The following is a 20123-nucleotide window of genomic DNA, read 5'->3' as shown; positions in this document are numbered from 1 at the left end:
AGGTTGCGGTTTTTTTTTTACTTTAACCAAAACCCATCACTGATCTTGTGCAATAAATCCTGTATATTTTCTATACTACTCCTAACTCTGCAAGAATGATCTCTTCAAATAAGGAAGTAATATGGACAATAAAACCGTCAGCTTTACCCAAACCATTCCTGTTGCTTGGGGTGAAATGGACGCCTTGCAACACGTCAATAATACTGTCTACTTTCGCTATTTTGAAACCGCCAGAATCAATTACTTCAAACAAATCAATTTGATGGAAACCCTTGCGCCTTTTAACCTTGTGCCTGTTATAAGTGAAACAAGTTGTAAATACAAAGCCCCTGTCACCTTCCCAGACACGCTTCAAGTTACCACTTATTTACAAGAAATCACTCAAGATACGCTCATTATGGGCTATGAAATCTTTAGTGAGAAATTACAACGTATTACGACCACTGGTCTTGCACATATTGTTATTTTTGATAGCGCGAATAAAACCAAAGTCAAAATTCCAGAGACGTTGCATCAGCGCATCACACATCTAGCGCAAAAGCTTAGCCATGAGGAATGAGAATCAGCCGAGGATCAATAATTGATGTGAGCTTGCAGCAACAAGCGCGCGAACTTGTGGCAAGCTTCATTTGCTGCAAAATAAAACTCGCAACTTGGCAGCGCTTTAAGCATACTAAACCCAAGCTATATCATACTGATATGTTAAGAAATATTTACTCTATTTAACTGATTGCCAAGATCAATTAGAGATATAATTCTAAACTTGGTAGTCTATGACTACGGTTAAAGAAAAGGGACAACTATGCCAGATTTAGACACAGATGCCGCAGTACAAGACATCCTCAAAGAAAACAGTACGATAGTTATTTTCGGCGCCTCTGGTGACCTCACCTACAAAAAACTAATCCCCGCACTTTATCAGCTTTATGCAATGCAAGAACTCCCAGAGAAATTTTGTATTCTTGGCGTTAGCCGAACTGAGTACTCCGATGAAGCTTATCGTGAGAAACTTGCTGCAAGTTTACCGGATTTTGCCAAAACTGATCCGCAAGTGATGCAAGATTTCTTTGCTCATTTGCACTATCAAGCGATTGATACAGCCAATGTTGAAGACTATGCCAAACTAAAAGATCGTCTAGGCGCATTGTCAGAAGAATACGGCCTTGCTCAAGGTGAAGACAATCAAAAAGCAAATATTTTATATTATCTTGCCACCCCACCGAGTTTGTATTCAGTGATCCCTGCCAACCTTGCGGCGCATGATCTCAACACTGAAGATGATGGCTGGAAGCGTCTTATCGTTGAGAAACCTTTTGGCTATGATCTTGCCTCAGCCAAAGCGCTCGATAAAGCGATCCACCAAGACTTTGCTGAACATCAGATTTATCGCATCGATCACTACCTAGGCAAAGAAACCGTGCAAAACCTCCTAGTGTTCCGTTTTGCCAATGGCATGTATGAGCCGCTTTGGAATCATAATTTTATCGATTATGTCGAGATCACGGGATCTGAATTTATTGGCGTGGAAGGTCGCGGCGGTTATTACGAAGGCTCTGGCGCGATGCGCGATATGTTCCAAAACCATTTACTGCAAGTGCTTGCTATGGTTGCAATGGAACCGCCTGCGGTGATCAATGCTGATACCATGCGTGATGAAACAGCCAAAGTTTTAAGTAGCCTGCAACCCCTTACGAAAGAAGATTTAGAAGAAAATTTGATCCTTGGGCAATACACCCACTCACAAGTGCGCGGTGAAGATTTACTCGGTTATCGTGAAGAAGAAGGCGTGAGTGAAGAATCACGTACCGAAACTTTCATTGCGCTTAAAATGCAGATTAATAACTGGCGTTGGAATGGTGTGCCGTTTTATGTGCGAAGTGGCAAGCGCCTACCGACCCGCGTCACAGAAGTGGTGATCCACTTTAAACCTACGCCACACCCTGCTTTTGCTAAAAATGCGCCAGAGAATAAGCTTATTATCCGCATTCAACCAGATGAAGGTATCTTGGTTCAATTTGGTCTCAAAGAGCCCGGCGCTGGCTTTAAAGCGAAAAGCGTTTCGATGGATTTTCATTATAACGACATTGAAGATAATGAATTTTTAAGTGCCTATGAGCGCTTGCTGCTCGATGCCATTCATGGTGATGCGACCTTGTTTGCGCGCACCGATGCCGTGGAGGCCTGTTGGAAATTTGTTCAGCCTATTCTGGATTACAAAGAAAATCCAACCAACCTTTATGGTTACGCGGGTGGCACCTGGGGGCCCAAAGAGGCTGAAGAACTCATGCAAAAAGATGGCCGCAAATGGCGATCACCTTGTAAAAACTTAACTAATACGGATTACTGTGAATTATGATCAAACATCAAGTATTTGAAGCGCCAGAAGATGTCGTCGAATTTCTCGCGCAAACTATGCAAAGTTACAGTGAGCAAGGTCGCCCTGTGCATATTTCACTCTCTGGCGGCTCAACCCCTAAACGCTTATTTAAACGCTTAGCCGAGGCGCCATACAACCAAGTGATCCAATGGGATAATTTACACTTTTGGTGGGGCGATGAGCGCTGCGTGGCGCCCGATGATAGCGAAAGCAATTATGGTGAGGCAAATCAATTATTATTTAGCCAAATTGATATCCCAGCAGAAAATATTCACCGCATTTTAGGTGAAAATGAGCCACAAGCTGAAGCAGAGCGTTTTGCTGCTGAAATGAAACAAGTTATCCCTTGTGATGCATCAGGCGTGCCGGCTTTTGATTGGATTTTACTTGGCGTCGGTGATGATGGGCATACGGCATCCCTTTTCCCGCACCAAACTTGCTATAAAGAAGAAAAGCTTGCCATTGTCGCCAAGCACCCGCAATCAGGGCAAACCCGCGTAAGTAAATCTGCCAAACTATTGCGCCATGCGAAACGCATCCACTTTTTAGTCCTAGGTGAAGGCAAAGCAAATATCGTCAGTGAAATTGCGACTCATAGCCCTAGCTTGTTGCCTTATCCTGCTGCGCATATCCAGTCAGATAATGGGGAAACAACTTGGCTGTTAGATGCGCAATCGGCAAGTAAATTATAACGTTAGTTAAATCTAAACGAATCAAGGAATTATTATGAAAGCAGATATTGGTGTCATCGGCCTTGCCGTGATGGGACAAAACCTTATTTTAAATATGAATGACAATGGCTTTGTCGTTTCCGCGCACAACCGCACTACAACAAAAGTTGATGAATTCTTACAAGGCCCTGCCAAAGATACAAATATTATCGGCGCTTATTCATTAGAAGAATTGGTTTCGCAACTTAAAGCGCCGCGCAAAGTGATGCTTATGGTGCGCGCTGGTGATGTGGTGGATAAATTTATCGACGCTTTGATCCCGCTACTTGATAAAGGCGATATCATTATAGACGGTGGTAACACTAATTATCCTGATACCAACCGCCGCGTTGAAAAACTCGAAGCGCTTGGAATGCACTTTATCGGCGCTGGCGTCTCTGGTGGTGAGGAAGGTGCTCGCTTTGGGCCATCGATTATGCCGGGCGGCTCAGAAGCAGCTTGGCCGGCAGTGAAACCTATTTTCCAAGCGATTGCAGCCAAAACCGATGATGGTGAGCCTTGTTGTGATTGGGTTGGCAAACAAGGTGCGGGTCACTTTGTGAAAATGGTGCATAACGGGATTGAATATGGCGACATGCAGCTGATTTGTGAAGCCTATCAATTCATGAAAGATGTGCTAAAACTCTCGCACGATGAAATGCAACAAGTCTTTAGTGATTGGAATAAAACCGAACTTGATAGCTATCTTGTTGAAATAACATCAGATATCTTAGGTTATAAAGATGAAGATGGCGCGCCTTTAGTTGAGAAGATCTTAGATACTGCGGGACAAAAAGGCACAGGGAAATGGACTGGGATTAATGCGCTCGATATGGGTATCCCACTGACTCTTATCACAGACGCAGTGTTTGCGCGTTGTATCTCAGCGCTAAAAGAGCAGCGTGAGCAAACCCAGAGCCTATTTGCTAAACCTGATCTAGAAAGCTTAGCTAAACCGCTGCAAGCAGACAAACAAGAATGGATTGATGCGCTGCGCCAAGCACTTCTAGCTTCAAAAATTATCTCCTATGCACAAGGTTTTATGCTGATGCGCGAAGCATCGAATGAAAATGGCTGGGATCTTAACTATGGTAACGTGGCGCTAATGTGGCGTGGCGGTTGTATTATTCGCTCTGCTTTCTTAGGTAATATTCGTGATGCGTATGCAGCCGATCCTGCGCTGAACTTTCTTGGCTCGGATAAATACTTTAATGATATTATCAACCAATGCTTACCCGCATGGCGTAAAGTCGCAGCGAAGTCGCTTGAACTTGGCTTGCCTATGCCGTGTATGAGCTCTGCCCTCACCTTCTTGGATGGCTTTAGCTCAGCGCGTTTACCGGCAAACCTGCTGCAAGCGCAGCGTGATTATTTTGGCGCCCACACTTATGAGCGTTTAGACAAGCCTCGTGGTGAGTTCTTCCATACCAACTGGACAGGTACAGGTGGTAATATTTCATCAACAACTTATGATGTTTAACTACTAAATCGCTACAAAATTAATTTTAAGCCAGTTCTTCGGAGCTGGTTTTTTTATGTGAAGTTGTTCTCAAATTAGTTAACATAAAAAATTACCCATATAAAAAATAAGCTCTTATATTTTATGAAATTAGTTTGATATTGATAAAATAAGTCTCAAAAGAATTGAATTTTAACATTTGATAAACCTTAAAGTATGAATAATGATAATAATTGTATCAATATTAATAAAAAGAGGTTTACCATGTTACACACGAATCAATCCTTACTTCCAAATCTAACAAAATGGCTCTTCAGTGTATGTGCCTTGCTAAGTCTTATAACTATAACCACAGCGCAAGCTGCAGAAGATAAAATCCGATGGAAAGTTCAAGCTGTTTTTGGCACTCACTTGCCAGGACTTGGCGATCCAATTAAGTTTGTCGCTGAAGATCTAAAAAAAGCGACCAATGGCGATATTCAATTTAAAGTTTATGAGCCAAGTAAAATTGTCCCACCTTTCAATATTACAGAGGCAGTCAAGAACAACCAAATCGATGCTGGTTATGCCTGGTTAGCTTATGATCAAGGTCGTATACCGGCTTCTGCGCTCTTCTCAGCCGTACCTTTTGGGATGGAACCTTGGGAATTTACCGCTTGGTGGTATGATGGTGAAGGAAAAAAACTAGCAGAAGAGCTTTATGCCAAGCATCAAGTTCGCCCTATTTTATGTAGCATTATTGGTCCTGAAACGGCAGGTTGGTTTAAAAAAGAAATCAATAGCACAGAAGAACTACAAGGGTTGAAAATACGCTTTGCAGGGATAGGCGGCAAAGTTTTACAAAAAGCAGGCGCTTCTGTTACCGTGATCCCTAGTGGTGAAATTTTCCCGGCATTAGAGAAAGGCGCGATTGATGCCACTGAATTTTCCATGCCAGCAATTGATCGTATCATTGGATTTGATAAAGTTGCCAAGTTTAATTACTTCCCTGGTTGGCATCAAACATTTACCGCCACACATCTGGTAGTGAATACCAAAGTATGGGATCAATTAGCCCCTTCTACCCAAGCCACTATAGATATGGCCTGTACAGCAAGTACCTTACGTTCATTAAGTCACGGTGAAGCATTACAAGGAAAAGTCTTAGCTGAATTAAAAGCGAAAGGTATTCAAACCAAGCAGCTATCCCCTCAAATGCTTGGTGACCTGAAAAAACTCACAGATGAAGTGATGCAAGAAATATCTGATAAAGATCCTGACTTTAAGCGTATTTATGAGTCACAGCAAACATTTCGTAAAGAATATAAAGAATGGCGTGGCATTGCCTATTTACCTCTAGATCTATAAGCAAAAGTAAAGAGGAAAATTTATGGATAGTAAAATACTGGAAACTTCATTTTCAAAATCTATAGATAAATATTCCAAGCATATAGGTGAAGCATCTTCTTTTATTTGGTTAGTTTTAATTGCTGTCATCATTATCAATATATTTATGCGCTATATATTAGGTGAAGGTCGAGTTGAACTTGAAGAGCTCCAATGGCATTTATACTCCATTGGTTGGCTTATAGGATTATCTTATTGTTTTACACTAAATAAACATATCCGAGTGGATCTTATTTATAACCAGTTAAGTATAAAAACTAAAATATGGATTGAAGTTCTAGGTATTATATTTTTACTGCTACCTTTTATTTTGATTGTTTTATATTACTCAATCCAATTTATTTCATATTCATGGTCAATGAATGAAATATCAAATTCACCAGGAGGACTAGCCTATAGGTGGCTGATAAAATCTTTTATATTTATTGGTTTTTTAGGCTTACTCTTGACCTTAATTGCTAAGTTATTAAATCTATTGAAAACTATATTTTTTCACAAAAATAATTAGCGTATCTATGATATAAAAGGAAAGTGTATGGAGCTCAACGAAATTCTTGCTATTAGCATGTTCATCAGCTTTATTTTACTCTTATTTACTGGTTTTCCTGTCGCTTGGGTGCTAGGAGGTGTCGCAGTTATCTTTACCGCACTTTCGATACTTTTAGATACTTGGTTTGATACATTTATTGGCATTGATTGGGGCTATGTTTCTATTACTATCCCAAGAATTTGGGCAATTATGACAAACTGGGTACTTGTCGCCTTACCTATGTTCGTCTTTATGGGATTAATTTTAGATAAGTCTGGCATTGCGCAGGACTTAATGAGTAACCTTGCTCGTTTATGTGGCCGTATTCGCGGCGGGCTTGCTATCAGTATTACTTTTGTTGGCCTTCTTCTTGCTGCAACCACAGGCATCATAGGTGCTTCTGTTGTTCTACTTGCGGTTTTGGGCATTCCTATGATGTTGCGCGAAGGCTATAAAAAAAGCCTTATCTGCGGCAGTATTTGTGCGACAGGTACTCTGGGGATCTTGATCCCGCCAAGTATTATGCTCGTAATGATGGGTGATCGTATCGGTATATCTGTGGGTGATCTTTTCCTTGGCGCTCTCTTTCCCGGCATCTTACTCGCAAGTTTATATATTTTATATATCCTCTTATTAGCTTGGCTACGCCCTGAATTTGCCCCTGTGGCAAGTGATGCAAAGCCTGTTACTGGCTCTATTTTATGGGATATTTTTAAAGCTATTTTGCCGACAAGCTTACTTATTTTCGGAGTGCTTGGTTCTATCTTCTTTGGGTTAGCCACGCCAACAGAAGCCTCTGGCGTGGGTGCATTTGGTGGGTTACTTCTAGCTACAATGAAAAAGCGATTAAGCATTCAAGATTTAAAAGAGGTTTGTCAGAACACAAGTCAAACAACTGCTTTTATATTTGCTCTATTAATCGGAGCGACTGCTTTTTCCTTAGTCTTTCGCGGATTAGGTGGTGATGAATTAATAGAATCTATGATAACAGGATTAAATTTTGGTCCAAATGGCATTTTAATCACAATCTTATTCATTACCTTTTTACTTGGTTTCTTTCTTGACTGGATAGAGCTCACTTTAATTATTCTACCTCTTGTCGCTCCAATTGTCGCAAGTTTAGGATTTGATCTTGTTTGGTTCACAGTTTTATTTGCTGTTTGCCTACAGACCTCTTTTTTGACTCCACCAGTTGGGTTCGCCCTTTTTTATTTAAAAGGTGTTGCACCCGATGAAATAAGCATAATAGATATATATAAGGGTGTGATTCCTTTTATTATCATTCAATTAATTGGTCTCACAATTGTATTTTATTGGCAAGGTCTTGTGACTTGGTTACCAAAATTAGCCTATTAATTTCAAATATAAAGGAGTAATTATGTATACACAAGCAATACTACCTCGACATATGTATATTGGTGGGCATGCTATCATGCAGTTAGCCCCCTTATTAAAAGAGTTACATTTATCCAAAGTACTAATCGTGACAGATCATGTCATGTGTGAACTGGGTTATTGTCAGCAAATCACTGACTATCTTAAAGCTGAAGGCATTAAATATGGGTGTTTTACTAAATGCATCCCAGAACCAACAGCTATATCCATCCAAGAAGGTGTGTCGATGGCACAAGATGGACAATACGATGCAATCATTGCGCTTGGTGGTGGCAGTCCCATTGATAGTGCAAAAGCAATAGCTGTGCTCGCTAAGCACGGAGGAAAAATTCAGGATTATAAATTTCCACATATTTGCACAAAATTTGGTTTACCTATTATTGCTATCCCAACAACAGCGGGGACTGGCTCAGAAGTCACGCGATTTACAATTATTACCGATGAAACCTGTGATGAGAAAATGCTTTGTGTAGGATCTGCCTTTATGCCTCACGTCGCCATTATAGATTATCAACTCACACTCAGTCTTCCACCTCGTATTACAGCGGATACTGGACTTGATGCGCTAACACATGCAATTGAAGCTTATGTTAGCAAGAAATCATCCCCTTATACAGACTCACAAGCCCTCTCTGCCATGCAGTTAATTGCGCCGAACTTACGGACAGTCTTCCATGAGGGAGGGAATGAATCCGCACGCGAAGCTATGATGTTGGGGGCGACCTTTGCTGGAATTGCATTTTCCAATGCATCTGTGGCATTAGTTCATGGCATGAGTCGCCCGATTGGTGCTTTTTTCCATGTTCCACACGGGCTGTCAAATGCCATGCTCCTACCCTCGATAACCTCATACTCCCTTCCAGCAGCTAAGGAGCGTTATGCACAGGCAGCAAAAGCAATGGGGGTTGCAGATCATGCAGACACGAATGATCAAGCTACGCAAAAACTATTAGTCGAGCTTAAAGCATTAAATAAAGAACTTGCTGTACCAAGCCTAAATGACTTTGGCATCACGCGAGACGAATTTTTTAGCAAAATACCTATCATGGCGCAGCAAGCTCTCGATTCGGGTTCCCCGAGTAATAACCCTAGAATCCCAAGTTTAGCGGAAATAAAAGCTTTATATGCAGCTCTTTGGCAAGAGTAAGTGTTGGCAATAATAGTTATCTGGTTATTTTTTATTAAAAAAGGAAAATACAATGCAAGTAATTGGTCATTTTATTCAAGGAAAACTTATTACTGATGGCGACAGCTATCAGGATGTATATAACCCTGCGACAGCAAATGTTGAAAAAAAAGTATTGATCGCAAGTAAGGAACATTTGCAGCAAGCCATTGACTCTGCGAAAGAAGCATACCTCTCATGGCGTCAGGTCCCCGCAGCACAACGTGCGCAAGTTATGTTTAAGTTTAAACTGCTACTTGAAGAAAACCAAAGTCGGATATGTAAACTTATTGGTTCTGAACATGGAAAAGTTATGGCTGATGCTATAGGGGAATTGCAACGAGGAATAGAAAATGTTGAGTATGCTTGCGCCGCTCCTGAGCTGTTGAAAGGAGAATATAATCGCCAAGTGGGCATTGGCATTGATACATGGAGTGAGTTTCAACCTTTAGGTGTAGTCGCAGGGATCACACCATTTAATTTCCCTGCTATGGTGCCACTTTGGATGTTTCCAATGGCTATAGTTTGCGGCAATACCTTTATTTTAAAACCTTCGGAAAAAGATCCTTCTACCCCGCTATTTTTAGCTCAACTGCTACAACAAGCAGGCTTACCTGATGGTGTATTCAATGTGGTGAATGGTGATAAAACCGCGGTAGATACTCTAATTTGCGATCCTAATGTGCAAGCTATAAGCTTTGTTGGTTCGACACCTGTTGCAGAATACATTTATCAGACCGCAAGCCAATATGGCAAACGTTGTCAAGCGCTCGGCGGCGCTAAAAACCATGCTCTTGTCTTACCTGATGCTGATATAAATAATGCAGCAAGTCAACTCATTGGGGCTGCATTTGGCTCTTCTGGTGAACGTTGTATGGCATTATCCGTCGCCATTGTGATTGGTAACGATACGGCTGATAAATTAGTGCAAAGTTTACAAAATGCTATGCGGGGATTGCAAGCTGGGCATTATCAAGATGAGGGCAAACATTTTGGTCCGCTTATTAGTTCTGAACATCAACAAAAAGTCATCGACTATATCGATAGCGCTGAGCAAGATGGCGCACAACTACTTGTCGACGGGAGACATATTCTAGTGGAAGGTTACCCTAATGGTTTCTTTGTTGGGGCTACCTTAATCGACTATGTGAAACCTTTTATGAAAAGTTATCAAGAAGAAATTTTTGGTCCAGTTTTACAAATAATACGAGTGGAGACAGTTGAAGAAGCTATGAAACTAATAAACGATCACCAATATGGAAATGGCACCTGTATTTTTACCCGTGATGGCGAAGCTGCACGTTATTTTTCAGAACACATTCATGTCGGGATGGTGGGAATCAATATTCCTTTGCCTGTTCCTGTTGCCTATCATAGTTTTGGGGGATGGAAACGCTCTCTATTTGGAGATCTACATGCATATGGGCCTGATGCCGTTCGATTTTACACTAAACGTAAAACTATCACCCAACGTTGGCCATCAAGTCAAGTACGTGAGAAAGCATCATTTTCTATGCCTATTATCAAATAATTCAGCTACAAAATCATCGGCATCGAGCCCTAAATAGCTCTGTTCTATGGTAAAATGCTTGTTAACAATAGCAGAGGATATTATTGACAATGACTCAATCTCGTCGTGAAAAAGGCTCCAGTATTACTCGAGTCCTCGAAATTATTGAAGCCATAGCCAAGGCAGAGCGCCCATTGAGCGTAGCTGATCTCTCAAATATGCTTGATATCCCTAAACCAAGTACGCACCGTTTGGTACAGCAACTTGAAGCAGATGGCTTCCTACAAACAAATTTAAGAGGACTATTGGTACCCGCTGACAGATTACACTCTATTGCAATTGGCGTCTTATATAGCAAACGCTATCAAGCACAACGTCAAGCAATTTTAAGCCAATTATCTGAAAAAATTGGAGAAACCTGTGGAATATCAATTCCTAATGGTGTCGACATGCTTTATTATGATCGGGTACAAACCAATTGGCCATTACAAATCCATTTGCCTATTGGCATGCACACCCCCATTCATGCAACATCGAGTGGCAAGCTCTACCTAAGCTCTCTGAGTAAAGACCGACGCCAAAAGTTACTCCATACCTTACCTAATCAAAGATATACTCGCTACACTTTAACTAATCCGGATGAGCTTGAACAAGCATTAAAGGTTATCCAAAAAACACAAATAGGTACTGATAATGAAGAGTTTATTGATGGAATGGTCGCTGTTTCTGTGCCAATCAAAAATAAACGAGGCCTTCTCATTGCCTGCTTGTTTTGCCATGCACCTGTATTTAGAAAAAGCTTAGATGATTTACTTACTTATATACCTACCATGCACAGTGCAGCAACACAACTTAGCCATTTAGCTGAAACAAAAGATGATTATTAGCATTTGGAAATTAAGCCTTAATTAGTATGGATATTGTGTCAGGTTTCAAATACGATCAAAACTATTACTACCACACAAGGCAGAATAATGAGCCCAAAACCTGATCGCGCAAGCGCCATGCAAGCGATAATTGATGAAGCCAAACAAAAACTCCCACTTTATGAAGAAGAGACTTTTGTCTGTGGGACAGAAGGTGATTGTATTGGTTGCCCGAAAAAGCTACTTGAGCTAGTCGATGGTGAGCTCACCTATTGGGAGCATGCGTTAAAAAAAGGCCAAGTGCCACAGTTTGATGAGATCCGCCGCTTTGGTAAGCTTTGTACCAATGTCGCAAGGGGACTCAAACGTAATAACATTCAAATCCCCTCTTGATGACTTTATCTAAAATTAAAGCCTTGTTTTCACTTCGCCCAATGTCATTGCCAGTTATTTAGCTTTTGGACGAAACGGCTTAATCACAGACTCGTCACACTCAAGAAATGGCCCTTCCATTAAGTCAATGCAATATGGAATCGCAGGGAAAACTGCGTCTAAGCATTCTCGAATTGACTTAGGTTTCCCTGGTAAGTTCACCAGCAAACTTGAACCGCGCAGACCAGCAGTTTGGCGAGATAGAATTGCCGTAGGCACAAATTTTAAGCTTTCTGCGCGCATCAGTTCACCAAAACCTGGCATCATGCGATCGCATACAGCTTCCGTTGCCTCTGGCGTCACATCACGTTTTGCTGGGCCAGTCCCGCCAGTGGTCACGACCAAGCAGCAATTTTCTTCATCAACCATGCGGATAAGCTCTGCTTCAATTTGCGCTTGTTCATCCGGAATAATGGTATAAACAGGTGTCCAGTCTGAGGTTAAATATTGATTGAGAGTCTCTTCAATCGCTTTACCAGAAAGGTCTTCATAGACGCCTTGGCTTGCGCGATCACTTACAGTTAAAATGCCGATTTTTGCCGCTTTCATTTTTAATCCTTTTTCCATCAATGCTAAATATGTGAAACAGCGCAAATTCTACCATAGCAACAGATGGCTGCTAACCGTTTTACGTCCATATCATCCACGTCTTTACACTTATTGACCAATTTGTGATTGTAAGCCCTTATATTTGTAAGGATAATAGATACACACACGATACTTGAAATAATAGTAAAAGGACTGACTATGACGTATAACAAACTCTCTTTTGCGACACGCTCGCTGCACTGGATCACTGGCCTACTCTTTCTCATCGTCTTTCTTATTGGCCTAAGCTTTGATCTTTTAGAAAATTTAGGTATCAAAGGCGCTTTCATGAATATTCATAAATCCCTTGCCCTGTTGGTACTTATATTTGCGCTGCTGCGTATGGTATGGCGCATCAAAGAAGGTAAAATTACGCCCACTCGCCCTCTGCCTGCATGGCAAATCAAAGTCGCAACGGCGCTGCATCACACTTTAATGCTGATCACCATCGTTATGCCGCTTTCCGGGATCACGATGAGCCTTGCTGGTGGACGCGACATTAGCTTTTTTGGCATTCAAGTCATTGCAGGCGGCGGCAAAATTGAATGGTTACAAGCCACAGGATCTTGGCTGCATCATAGTCTTCCTTATTTTATCCTCGCTTTGATTGTGATCCATATCTTAGCTGCGCTCAAACATGAGTATCTAGACAAGGACAATACCTTAAGCCGCATGCTTGGCAAAAAGATTGCAGCAGATTCACAAAAGTGAAACAAATCGCGATTAGCTTCAAATTAGCTACATAAAATCAAACAGATTTGCCCTTTGTAATGGAAGCTTAACCAAAGCCATCTATGGTTAAAAAGACTAGAGATAAGTTATGACACACGCATTGCTTATCTCTTTTTTATATTTTTTAACTAAGGATGATTAAAAATGTCGATGAAGCCGATGAAATCCCTTCTATGCTTAAGCCTTGCCAGTTTATTTATTGCGCCCCAAGCCTTAGCTAAAACCCAAATCCAATGGTGGCATGCCATGGGTGGCGCTTTGGGTAAAAAAGTCAACCAAATTGCAGCAGACTTTAATGCTTCGCAAGATGAATATTTTAGATGCAATCCTGACACAAGGCACGCTTGAACTTGGCGCAGATGTTCGTCTCTCCTTCGATTCACATCCTCATGATGCGCTGTCTCATGCAAGCCATAATCAAGCGCAAAGGCCATTCTCGCAAGCAATGAAACTTGGGATGCGTCCAGAGCATATAAACCTTAGCCAAACGCCGGATTTCTATGCCAAAGTCAAGTTTATTGAATCCCTTGGCGCAGATCTTCTCGTCTATTGCCAACTCATCGGCACAGAGCAAAGCATAACCGTGCGCTTAGAAGGACACACCCAAGTTCAAATTGGCGCGCAAATTGGTCTGAGTATTGAGCGTAAAAATTTGCATTTATTTGACTTGCAAACCCAAAGACGTATCAATCCCGCACAATAATCCCGAATTAAAAGTCTTAATTAAAGTAAGTAAAGAAAAATAGATATACTTTACTTACTTTTTATTGTCATCCCTTTTCCCTTTCGCTTATTTCTTACCATCCAATATTAGGTATTATTTTATATCTCGAAATATATATCTATTTTACAATTATATTTTAAATATACTAAAAAATTTACATAACCTTTTGTTTAATAGTGATTTAGAGCCTATTCAAATTATTTAAAATATAATTTCTATTTTATTTTTGCGATCTAAAGCACAGCCTTATTGAAATATTGTTCATTGTATTATGTATTATAATATACTCAGAAAAAATAAAGCAGTAAGAAGGATTTGCCATGAAAAAACAACTAGATATAGTAGAAGATGCGATTGATCTTATGCTCCCTTCTATTGAACGTTTGTTTGAACGCACCAATCGTAAAATGGCACATATTGTGGTGATGAATCCAAGCATTAAACCTTGGGAAAGCGACTTTGAAAATGCCATTTTAGTTGAGCGGAGTCTCGGCGATCCAAGCCAATGGCCAATCCAATTTGACCAACTTGCACGTAAAAAAGCGCAGCAAGCATGGCGTCATCAAGCCCCAAACCTCACTCAACAAAGTATCCACCCAGCTTCACTGCGTGAAGGCGACCTTTTATTTTATGGCTCCTTCACTTATGGCGACATTGTTGTTGCTTGCAGCGGCGTTGAACAATGGTATGACATGCTGATCAGTAGTTGGATTGCCTTGGCGATCGAACAATTAACCATGCATGAATATCAGTCCACTAAAATCAATAACCCTACGCAAACCACTCGTTAATTTAATCTTAATTGTGAAGTAAAAGGACGAATCATGAGTAATTTATTAAAAAAACTATTTGTTACTGCAGGCATCTTACTTTCCACATCTGCGATGGCAGCGGACTACCCAGCTAAAAATATTCGCCTAATCGTGCCATTTGGCGCAGGTGGTGGCACGGATGCTGTCGGTCGAACCCTCGCAAATTCAGCCAAAGATGTATTAGGCCAAAATATTGTGATCATGAATCGCACTGGTGGCGGCGGCGCTGTCGGTATGAGTTATGGTGCGCAGCAGCGCCCAGATGGCTATACCTTAACCGTTGTCACACGTGAAATTGCCTCTTTGCCACAAATGGGCTTAATGCAACATGATATGGATGATTTTCGACTAATTCGTATGGTTAACCTAGATCCTGCGGTGGTTCTCGTTTCAAAAGACAGCCCTTATAACACCATTAATGATCTGATTGCCGAAGCGAAAAAAGCACCAGGCTCAGTTAAATTTGCATCCACAGCTGCGCCAAACTTTTATCTAATGGCACTTGAAAAAGATCAAGGTATCAAGCTTAATGCCATCCCGTACAATGGTGCATCGGAAGCGATTCCAGCCGTCTTAGGTGGTCACACAGATGTCACTATGGTTACCCCTGGTGAAGCTATTTCTCAGCTAAAATCTGGTCAATTAAAAGCTTTGGGCGTGATGTCTGATGAGCGCGTGACCTATATCCCTGAAGTGCCAACTTTGAAAGAGCAAGGCGTGGATGTGGTGACAGGGACATGGCGCGGCATTGGCGCACCAAAAGGCACGCCAGATGAAGTGATTGAGACCTTAGGCAAGGCATTTGATACCGCAATGGCATCAGAGGAGTTTAAAAACTTCATGCAAAAAGGCGCAATGACTATCCACAACCTTAACGCACAAGAGTTCACCGATTTTGTCAAACAAGACACAGTTGAACTTGGCAAGCTTATCAAAGAATAAGTCTAATCTAGCCCCATAGTTTAGGGGCTCTATGCCCAAGCGGGTGAGTCATCTCTATTCGCTTGGGTATATTTAAATATAAAAAGTAAAAGGAATTGCTATGAAGGTTCGTAGTTTAGTATTTCCACTTCTGATGATAGGTATGAGCCTTATTGCGCTAACGCTTATCCAAGGGTTTGAGGCGCCGATGTTTCAAGATGCAAGCGTCGATGCTAAGTTTTTTCCACGCGTGATTGCAATTGCAATTGCCATTCTTTCTGCCTTACTCATAGTGCAAGAAAAAATAAAACCGAGTCAAAAAGAAATCCCAACCGTTTTCACTAAAATGGCGCTTTACGGTTTCTTATTTTTAATCGGTTATGCGGTGTTCATCCACTTTATCGGTTATTTATATGCAACCCTTGCCGCATTTACCTTGTATTTAATCTGCTTTAAAGTAAAAAAACCACTTTATTATGTGATCGCTTGGTTATTTGTACTCGGTATTTATTATTTGTTTGGTGAAGTATTTATTATTTCTTTGCCAGAAGGCACCTTATTCTTTTAGAGGTAGAATATGTTTGAACATTTAATCCATGGCTTATCTGCCACATTTAGCTTAAGCGTCTTTCCAGTATTAGTGTTTGGCGTCTTAGGTGGGATTATTCTCGGCGCACTGCCGGGTTTAACTGCAACCATGGGGGTGGCTATCTTGCTACCATTTACCTTTGGGATGGAGCCGACCGCAGCACTCGTGATGCTAATTGGGGTTTATATTGGTGGTATTTATGGGGGCTCGATCGCAGCCATTTTATTAAAAACGCCGGGCACCCCAGCTTCTGCCGCAAGTGTTTTAGATGGGCATACCCTTGCAGCCAAAGGGCAAGCCGCGCGCGCATTAAGTATTTCAGCCACAGCATCTTTTATTGGCGGTTTGATCAGTACGATTATTCTTATCGCCATTTCCCCCCTTCTTGCGAATTTTGCTTTAAAATTTAATGCCCCTGAGTACTTTGCGTTAGCATTATTTGGGTTAACCATTATTGCCAGTGTGTCAGCGCAAAACATTTTAAAAGGCCTTTTAGCTGGCGCCATTGGACTTCTGGTTTCAACTGTCGGTCTAGATCCAATCAGCAGCGTGCCCCGCTTTACCTTTGGCGTGATGGATTTATATAGCGGCATCAATGTGATCCCTGTTTTAATTGGTCTGTTTGCTTTATCTGAAGGCTTAAATCAGCTCGAAAAAATTCTGAGTGAGAAAAAACACGCCAGACCTAAATTTGATCGCAGCTTGATGACCAAAAAAGATCTCAAAGAAATGCTGCCAACCTCGGTTAAAAGCGGCTTATTAGGCACAGCGATTGGCTCAGTGCCGGGCGCAGGCGCAGATATCTCAGCTTTTGTTTGCTATAACGAAGCCAAACGTTCAGCAAAAAATCCTGAAGAATTTGGCAAAGGCTCAATTCGCGGCTTGGCCGCAGCAGAATCTGGCAATAATGGCGTCACAGGTGGATCACTTGTGCCACTTTTAACCTTGGGCGTTCCGGGCGATGCTGTGGCTGCTGTATTACTCGGCGCATTAATCGTGCAAGGTTTAACCCCAGGGCCGCTGCTTTTTGCGCAAAGTCCTGAAGTGGTTTATGGCGTATTTAGCTCTATGCTTGTGGCAAACATTGTCATGCTGCTGATTGGTCTACTTGGGATTCGCTTTTTCTGCCGCATCATTGAAGTACCAAAGATCATGATGATCCCAATTATTATCTTCCTTTCAATCATTGGCGCCTATGCGATTAATAATTCAATGTTTGATGTGGGTCTGGCGATTGGTTTTGGTATCTTTGGGTTTATTTTATCTAAGCTTGATATACCATCCTCACCTATTTTATTGGCCATTATTTTGGGACCAATGGCAGAGACTAACTTGCGTAAATCACTCTTGATGTATGAAAACTCTTGGTCTTTCTTATATGACAGACCGATTGCATTAGCTTTCATATTATTAGCCATTTTCTCTGTGTACTCGACAATGAAGATGAAAAAGAAACAGCAACAGTCTATCGATGCAGTAAATTCTGATATCAATAACCAAGAAGCTAAATAAGCTAAGTCTTAAATGAAACCCAAACGCCCTCTTGTGCCTGCACTTGAGGGCGTTTTATTTAATGGTAAGATAAGAATCTAATATTTGTGTAGGCTTTTACGATCTAGCCTAACTAACTTTCAGGATGAATATGAAACCACTCGTCACCCTTGCCTTAGCTTTTAGTGCTAGCATGCTCACCGCCTGCGCCCAAAATGTAAGCTTTCCGGATATAAATACCAGCCTTGTGAGCCCAAATCAAAATGATCGCGTGCAAAGCATAGTCTTCCACTACACCGCAGAGACGCAAGATCGGACTCTTGAGCTTTTTCAAGATAGCAAGGCACAAGTCAGCAGTCACTTTGTGGTGAGTGAGGACAATATTTACCAAATGGTAGATTTAGATAAGCGCGCTTGGCATGCAGGGGTGTCGTATTGGGATGGACGTCACGGGCTTAACGACACCTCAATTGGGATTGAAATTGTGCAGACGATTCAATGTAACCCAAGCTATAGCGAATGTGATTACCAAGACTTCTCGCCGAAATTAATTGCTAATTTACTTCTAGTATTAGAGAAACTGAAACAAACATATCCCAATATCAAAGCAAGGAATTATCTTGGTCACCAAGACATAGCGCCAAGCCGCAAGCAAGATCCTGGGCCACGCTTTCCTTGGCAATATTTAGCGACTCAAGGCTATGGCGCTTGGTATGATTCAAGCGATTATCTAACCATGTTAGACAAGCTCAAAAACAAGCCATTGGATGAAGCAAGCTTTTATCAAGATTTAACTGACTATGGTTATCCGATGATAACAGATGAAAATAAAGAAGATGTGGTGCGCGCATTTCAAACCCATTTCACGCCGAGTATCGTCACAGGAAAAGTTACGCCACAAGCAGTGGCAGCATTGCTAGCACTCAAGAAAAAATATAACTTTTAGTCCGTATATAAGAGTTAAAGCTTATATGACTTTTATAGCTTAGGTGTTAGGATGACTTTATATAAACGCACCAATCAAGGAAACAAAATGAGCAAATTAACTATTGTTGCACAAATTACTGCTAAGCCTGAACACATCGAAACCGTGAAAGCTGAGCTTGAAAAACTGATCGCGCCAAGCCGTCAAGATGAAGGTTGTATTAGCTATGACTTGCATCAGGATAACGCCAACCCTGCGCACTTCATCTTCTTTGAAAACTGGGCATCAAAAGCAGCACTTGAAGCGCATATGCAAGCGCCGCACTTCCAAGCATTTGGCGCTGCAACCCAAGATATGATTGAAGCATTTAACGTTAATGAATTGACGCATATTTCTTAATCAAAAGAATAAGGCAATTTCCCGGCAACGGCTTGGGAAATATTGCCTTATTCGCCCCACCATACACAGCAAAAATCAGCGCATAAGAAATGGCTTTACTCGGTATTTTTAACTTACTACATTTTGCGGCTTGCCTTGATGGAAAGCTTCAATGTTTTCAGCCAAAATACGATACATATTGGCGCGGCTTTGTTTGCTTGTCCAAGCAATGTGCGGCGTCACCAAAAGGTTATCGCGCTTGTGGGTTAAGCAGATATCATCGGCTTGTGGCGGCTCTTGTTTGAGCACATCAAGCGCCGCGCCAGCAATGCGCTCGTTATCTAACGCATCAATTAAGGCCTTCGCATCCACGAGTTGACCACGCGCGGTATTAATTAAAATGCCGGTTGGCTTCATTAAATCCAGCTCAGCTTTGCCAATCATATCAACATTTTGTGCATTGGCTGGACAATGTAAACTCACAATATCAGCCGTTTTTAAGCATTCTTCAAAACTGACATACCCTTCACGCACAGTTGTTGCACCTTTGCGCTCTGCAAAAATCACCGACATGCCTAAGCCTTGCGCCAGTTGCGCAACTTTATTGCCAATCGCGCCACGGCCAATGATCCCCACAACAGATTGGTCAAGATCTAAAATCGGCTTGCCATAGACACAAAAGTGATCCGATTGATGCCATTTTTCATGAGCTAACTCACGATAATGCAGCATTTGTCGTCTAAGTACAAAAATAGAGCCAATCACAGACTCGGCAACGCTTTGGGTCGAGTATTCCGCCACATTTGAAACAGTGATCCCTTGTTCTTGGCAGGCTTGAATATCGACATGATCATAACCGCTTGCGCTGACACAAATCAGTTTTAACTCAGGTAGATGCTTCAGATCATCTTGCGTAATTTTAACTTTATTGGTGATAATAATTTGCGCGCCTTGGGCAATCTCTTTAATCGAATCATTTGGCGCAAGTTCTGCATTCACCCATTCGCTTATCCAACTTGGCACATCTAATTTTTGAGTCAGTGCATGGCTGTCTAAAAATACAAGTTTCATATCCCGTCTCTATCCTTATAAAACATTAACTTTCTAAAATCTTAGTCTTTCGGCACTCATTTA

At 41.5% G+C, this 20123-nt stretch carries 21 protein-coding genes and 1 pseudogene; 20 read left to right on the top strand and 2 right to left on the bottom strand.

Features of this window, described 5'->3' with window-relative positions; genetic code table 11:
* Window positions 1-121 precede the first annotated feature (121 nt).
* The 11 genes from AC2VOY_RS11430 to AC2VOY_RS11380 all read left to right on the top strand — a co-directional run bounded on the left by AC2VOY_RS11430 (window position 122) and on the right by AC2VOY_RS11380 (window position 11790).
* The gene (locus AC2VOY_RS11430; RefSeq protein ID WP_491831493.1) at window positions 122-559 is read left to right on the top strand and encodes an acyl-CoA thioesterase; all 438 of its coding nucleotides are present in this window, start codon (window positions 122-124) and stop codon (window positions 557-559) included.
* A gap of 243 nt (window positions 560-802) precedes the next feature.
* Window positions 803-2356, top strand: coding sequence for a glucose-6-phosphate dehydrogenase (zwf, locus tag AC2VOY_RS11425; protein ID WP_491831492.1), 1554 nt, complete (start codon window positions 803-805; stop codon window positions 2354-2356).
* The gene (gene pgl, locus AC2VOY_RS11420) at window positions 2353-3069 is read left to right on the top strand and encodes a 6-phosphogluconolactonase (protein WP_491831491.1); all 717 of its coding nucleotides are present in this window, start codon (window positions 2353-2355) and stop codon (window positions 3067-3069) included. Before zwf ends, pgl begins: the two co-directional genes overlap by 4 nt.
* Before the next feature lie 34 nt (window positions 3070-3103).
* Window positions 3104-4567, top strand: coding sequence for a decarboxylating NADP(+)-dependent phosphogluconate dehydrogenase (gene gnd / locus AC2VOY_RS11415; RefSeq protein WP_491831490.1), 1464 nt, complete (start codon window positions 3104-3106; stop codon window positions 4565-4567).
* Window positions 4568-4810: 243 nt separating this feature from the next.
* The gene (locus AC2VOY_RS11410) at window positions 4811-5893 is read left to right on the top strand and encodes a TRAP transporter substrate-binding protein (protein WP_491831489.1); all 1083 of its coding nucleotides are present in this window, start codon (window positions 4811-4813) and stop codon (window positions 5891-5893) included.
* A gap of 22 nt (window positions 5894-5915) precedes the next feature.
* Window positions 5916-6440 carry a TRAP transporter small permease subunit gene (locus AC2VOY_RS11405; RefSeq protein ID WP_491831488.1) on the top strand — a complete coding sequence of 175 codons (525 nt, stop codon included), beginning with the start codon at window positions 5916-5918 and terminating at the stop codon, window positions 6438-6440.
* Between the two features lie 27 nt (window positions 6441-6467).
* Window positions 6468-7817 carry a TRAP transporter large permease gene (locus AC2VOY_RS11400; protein WP_491831486.1) on the top strand — a complete coding sequence of 450 codons (1350 nt, stop codon included), beginning with the start codon at window positions 6468-6470 and terminating at the stop codon, window positions 7815-7817.
* Between the two features lie 22 nt (window positions 7818-7839).
* Complete coding sequence (locus tag AC2VOY_RS11395; protein WP_491831485.1) at window positions 7840-9003, top strand: iron-containing alcohol dehydrogenase; 1164 nt, start codon at window positions 7840-7842, stop codon at window positions 9001-9003.
* 52 nt (window positions 9004-9055) lie between these two features.
* On the top strand, window positions 9056-10552 hold the full coding sequence (locus tag AC2VOY_RS11390; protein ID WP_491831484.1) for a CoA-acylating methylmalonate-semialdehyde dehydrogenase: 1497 nt from the start codon (window positions 9056-9058) through the stop codon (window positions 10550-10552).
* An 89-nt stretch (window positions 10553-10641) separates the two neighbouring features.
* A complete protein-coding gene (locus AC2VOY_RS11385; RefSeq protein WP_491831483.1) occupies window positions 10642-11418 on the top strand; it encodes an IclR family transcriptional regulator in 777 nt (258 codons plus the stop codon).
* Window positions 11419-11505: 87 nt separating this feature from the next.
* Window positions 11506-11790, top strand: a complete 285-nt coding sequence (locus tag AC2VOY_RS11380; protein ID WP_491831482.1) for a hypothetical protein — start codon at window positions 11506-11508, stop codon at window positions 11788-11790.
* Window positions 11791-11844: 54 nt separating this feature from the next.
* Here the strand turns inward: AC2VOY_RS11380 and mog are convergent, their stop codons facing one another.
* Window positions 11845-12378 (bottom strand): molybdopterin adenylyltransferase, encoded by a 534-nt coding sequence (mog, locus tag AC2VOY_RS11375; protein WP_491831481.1) that lies wholly within the window; start codon window positions 12376-12378, stop codon window positions 11845-11847.
* Window positions 12379-12576: 198 nt separating this feature from the next.
* On the opposite strand from mog, the gene AC2VOY_RS11370 reads away from it, so the two are divergent.
* From AC2VOY_RS11370 to AC2VOY_RS11330, 9 genes and pseudogenes are all read left to right on the top strand, one after another.
* The gene (locus tag AC2VOY_RS11370; protein ID WP_491831480.1) at window positions 12577-13128 is read left to right on the top strand and encodes a cytochrome b; all 552 of its coding nucleotides are present in this window, start codon (window positions 12577-12579) and stop codon (window positions 13126-13128) included.
* A gap of 180 nt (window positions 13129-13308) precedes the next feature.
* Window positions 13309-13464, top strand: a pseudogene (locus AC2VOY_RS11365) (sn-glycerol-3-phosphate ABC transporter substrate-binding protein UgpB); the annotation flags it as partial.
* The gene (locus AC2VOY_RS11360) at window positions 13391-13852 is read left to right on the top strand and encodes a TOBE domain-containing protein (protein WP_491831479.1); all 462 of its coding nucleotides are present in this window, start codon (window positions 13391-13393) and stop codon (window positions 13850-13852) included. The pseudogene AC2VOY_RS11365 and the gene AC2VOY_RS11360, both read left to right, overlap by 74 nt.
* Window positions 13853-14193: 341 nt before the next feature.
* Window positions 14194-14664, top strand: a complete 471-nt coding sequence (locus tag AC2VOY_RS11355; protein ID WP_491831478.1) for a hypothetical protein — start codon at window positions 14194-14196, stop codon at window positions 14662-14664.
* A 33-nt stretch (window positions 14665-14697) separates the two neighbouring features.
* Window positions 14698-15627, top strand: coding sequence for a tripartite tricarboxylate transporter substrate binding protein (locus AC2VOY_RS11350; protein ID WP_491831477.1), 930 nt, complete (start codon window positions 14698-14700; stop codon window positions 15625-15627).
* Window positions 15628-15727: 100 nt separating this feature from the next.
* A complete protein-coding gene (locus AC2VOY_RS11345; RefSeq protein WP_491831476.1) occupies window positions 15728-16174 on the top strand; it encodes a tripartite tricarboxylate transporter TctB family protein in 447 nt (148 codons plus the stop codon).
* A gap of 9 nt (window positions 16175-16183) precedes the next feature.
* Entirely contained in the window at window positions 16184-17707 is a 1524-nt protein-coding gene (locus tag AC2VOY_RS11340) for a tripartite tricarboxylate transporter permease (RefSeq protein WP_491831475.1), read from the top strand.
* Between the two features lie 130 nt (window positions 17708-17837).
* A complete protein-coding gene (locus AC2VOY_RS11335) occupies window positions 17838-18632 on the top strand; it encodes an N-acetylmuramoyl-L-alanine amidase (RefSeq protein ID WP_491831474.1) in 795 nt (264 codons plus the stop codon).
* Between the two features lie 87 nt (window positions 18633-18719).
* Complete coding sequence (locus AC2VOY_RS11330) at window positions 18720-19010, top strand: putative quinol monooxygenase (protein ID WP_491831472.1); 291 nt, start codon at window positions 18720-18722, stop codon at window positions 19008-19010.
* Between the two features lie 108 nt (window positions 19011-19118).
* Here the strand turns inward: AC2VOY_RS11330 and AC2VOY_RS11325 are convergent, their stop codons facing one another.
* A complete protein-coding gene (locus AC2VOY_RS11325; protein ID WP_491831471.1) occupies window positions 19119-20060 on the bottom strand; it encodes a D-2-hydroxyacid dehydrogenase in 942 nt (313 codons plus the stop codon).
* Window positions 20061-20123: the final 63 nt, after the last annotated feature.

This window comes from Vibrio sp. KMM 9700 (genome assembly GCF_058545285.1).
The sequence above is the reverse complement of the archived record's forward strand: the minus strand, read 5'-3'. Positions and strand labels throughout refer to the sequence as shown.